The 2,927-nt window shown below is 27.0% G+C and carries 4 protein-coding genes; 3 read left to right on the forward strand and 1 reads right to left on the reverse strand.

Annotation, left to right across the window (positions count from 1 at the left end; translation table 11 throughout):
* From E6248_RS14925 to E6248_RS14935, 3 genes are all read left to right on the forward strand, one after another.
* Window positions 1-536: HAD-IB family hydrolase (locus E6248_RS14925; protein WP_316341569.1), on the forward strand; the 536-nt coding region annotated here is incomplete at its 5' end.
* 303 nt (window positions 537-839) lie between these two features.
* Window positions 840-1,349 carry a hypothetical protein gene (locus tag E6248_RS14930; RefSeq protein WP_316341570.1) on the forward strand — a complete coding sequence of 170 codons (510 nt, stop codon included), beginning with the start codon at window positions 840-842 and terminating at the stop codon, window positions 1,347-1,349.
* A gap of 62 nt (window positions 1,350-1,411) precedes the next feature.
* Entirely contained in the window at window positions 1,412-1,555 is a 144-nt protein-coding gene (locus E6248_RS14935) for a hypothetical protein (protein ID WP_316341571.1), read from the forward strand.
* Window positions 1,556-1,674: 119 nt separating this feature from the next.
* Here the strand turns inward: E6248_RS14935 and ilvA are convergent, their stop codons facing one another.
* A complete protein-coding gene (ilvA, locus tag E6248_RS14940) occupies window positions 1,675-2,874 on the reverse strand; it encodes a threonine ammonia-lyase (RefSeq protein ID WP_316341572.1) in 1,200 nt (399 codons plus the stop codon).
* Window positions 2,875-2,927 lie beyond the last annotated feature (53 nt).

A 2,927-nucleotide genomic window follows, 5' to 3' on the forward strand; every position in this document is an offset into this window, starting at 1 on the left:
ATATTTATGTAGATGCTATTAAAGGAATAGATAAATATCATATTGATTATATTGCAAAAAAAGTAATTGAACAAAAGGGAGATAGAGTATATACATTTAGCAGAGAAAGAATAAAGTGGCATCAAGATCAAGGACATATAGTAATTGCAATTTCTGGTTCACCATATGAGCTTGTAAGAGAAATGTCTAAAAAATATAATATGGATGACTTTAAGGGAACTATATATAAGTTAGATGGAGATAACAAATATAGTGGTGAAGTTGTACCTATGTGGGATCACGAAAGCAAACTAAAGTCTATAAATGAATTTAAAGAAAAATACAATATAGACTTAAGTAAGAGTTATGCTTATGGAGATACTTCTGGAGATATATCAATGTTTCAATCAGTAGGAATTCCTTATGCAATTAATCCTACTAAGGAATTATTGGATAAGGTTAAGGCTGATAAAGACATAAGAGAAAAGATAAAAGTAATAGTTGAGAGAAAAGATGTTACTTATAGTTTAAATGTAAATTGTATAGAAACTGTATAATAGGATAGACAGTAGTATATTAAGAATATATAATATTTAAGTATGAAATGATTTAAAGAAATTTATAATATATAGCTCAATAAATAATCTACATATTTAGTAATTATGTTATTTCAAGTGAAAAATAGTTTTGAAAAATTACATTAATTGAAAGCATATATAGTTTAAGTTTTATATAAGTTGATTGTGTAATTACCTAACTGAAATATTTTAAATATGAACTAACTTAATGGAATGTAGAAATTTTATTGCAACTTATATACGCATTTCAGATTAGATATTATGTAATTAAGGAGATTTATAATGTTAACTATAAGAGATAAAGCTTTAGAAGAAAAGTTAAAACAGTTAAGGAAAGCAATTGAAATAGTAGGAGGAAACTCTTTATTAAGCAATATAGGAAGTGAAGAAGAGTTAGCAGTCTTTATAATTAACAATGCTCTTTCAGACTTAAGTGAAGGTATAGAGATTCAAGGTAAGAATTATGCTTTAAATAATCTTTTAAAGACAAAAGTCAATTATGAGAAAAACTATATTAAAACGAAAAAAGTTTTTCTTCAAAAAATAACATATAAGATAAATAAATATAATACTTATTTAGATTCTTTAATAAGAAAGTATAAGAAAACTGGAGGTATTGAAGAGTATAGAGCTATAAAGGAAGAAATAGAAGAAAGATATTCTATGGATATAAATAGTTTTATATTATCTGAAATTGAAATCAATGAAGAGATGATAGAGTCATATTATGGTGAGTATCTAAACTCAAAAAAAGAAGACTTTATAAATTCTATTATAAGTAGTTTAATATAAAATCATAAATTTTGCATCTCGGGGGAAAATAGAATAGAAGATAGTCTTTAGGAGGTGCAATTATGAGAAATAAACTGATGAGGAAAATGAAAAGAACCTTTAAAAAATCTAAGGCTAAAAGCAAAGTGCTATTTGAAATAGCTGATGATTTTATGGACATAATTCAAAATGCTAAAATATATAAAAAAATGAAAAAAGGAAAATAAATTTTAAGAAGCTGTATCCTATTAGATACAGCTTCTTATTTTTACAAATAATTCAAGTAAACAATATTCATAGTTTACACTACTAGCTACTACTTGTTATAAATTGCTTAAAAATTATTTTAGTACATTTGTTTAATTTTAAATCCTTCTTGAGTTAAGGTTTCTCGAATCATATCTATATGATGATGACCATTAGTCTCCACAGTTACTTCAAGTAAAACATTTTTTAGTCTATTAACTGCTTTAAATTGATTATGCTCTAGTTGGACAACATTGGCATTAAGTTCTGATAAAATTCTAGATATTTCTTGAAGCTGTCCTGGGACATCTGGAAGTTCTACTGAGAAACAGAATAACCTACCTCTTTCAACTAAACCATCGCTTATTAGTGATGATATAGTAAGCATATCAATATTACCACCACTAATTATTGAAACTACTTTTTTATTATCTAAATCTAATTTTTTTAATGCAGCAAGAGAAGCAGCACCAGAAGCTTCAGCTAATAATTTATGCTTTTCACATAAAATTAAGAAAGCTTCAGCAATTTCTTTATCAGATACAGTAATAACTTCATCTACATATTCTCTAATAATGCTATATGTTAGTTCTCCCGGGGACTTTACAGCTATACCATCAGCTATAGTATTTACTGATTCAAGAGAGTGAAGTTTACCTTCTTTAAAGCTTTTCTCCATAGCATTAGCACCTTCGGATTGTACACCTATAATTTTAATATTGGGATTAATTTCTTTAGCAGCTAAAGATACACCACTTATTAATCCGCCACCACCAATAGGACAAATAATAATATCAATGTTTTCTAAATCTTCAAATATTTCTAAAGCTATTGTTCCTTGTCCATAAATAACATCCATATCGTTGAAAGGATGTATAAAAATAGAGTTATTATCTCTTTCTAAAGACTTTGCTTTTAGGAAAGCGTCATCATAGCAACTACCATGCAAAACTACTTGTCCACCATACTCTTGAGTTGATTGAACCTTTAAATAAGGTGTATTTTTAGGCATTACTATCGTAGAGTTTACCCCTAAAAGATTTGCAGCATAAGCGACACCTTGGGCATGATTCCCAGCTGAAGAACAAACTACGCCCTTACTTTTTTCTTCTTCACTTAAAGATCTTATTTTATTTAATGCACCTCTTATTTTATAAGCTCCCGTAACTTGTAAATTTTCACATTTCATATAAACTGAACAATTATTCAATGAAGAAAAGATATTGCTATAAAGCAATGGAGTCTTATTTATTACGTCTTTTATATTTTCTCTAGTTCTTTTTATTTGATTTAAATGCATAAGTTTCCACCTCTAGTAATAATTATAAGATTAATTATATCATTGCTTAATGT

The organism is Clostridium sp. (assembly GCF_032552055.1).
GTDB lineage: Bacteria > Bacillota > Clostridia > Clostridiales > Clostridiaceae > Clostridium.

Bases quoted from the DNA above. Each gene is read 5' to 3' on its own strand.
- E6248_RS14930 (WP_316341570.1), top strand. From the start codon at position 840: ATGTTAACTATAAGAGATAAAGCTTTAGAAGAAAAGTTAAAACAGTTA.
- E6248_RS14935 (WP_316341571.1), top strand. From the start codon at position 1,412: ATGAGAAATAAACTGATGAGGAAAATGAAAAGAACCTTTAAAAAATCT.
- ilvA (WP_316341572.1), bottom strand. From the start codon at position 2,874: ATGCATTTAAATCAAATAAAAAGAACTAGAGAAAATATAAAAGACGTA.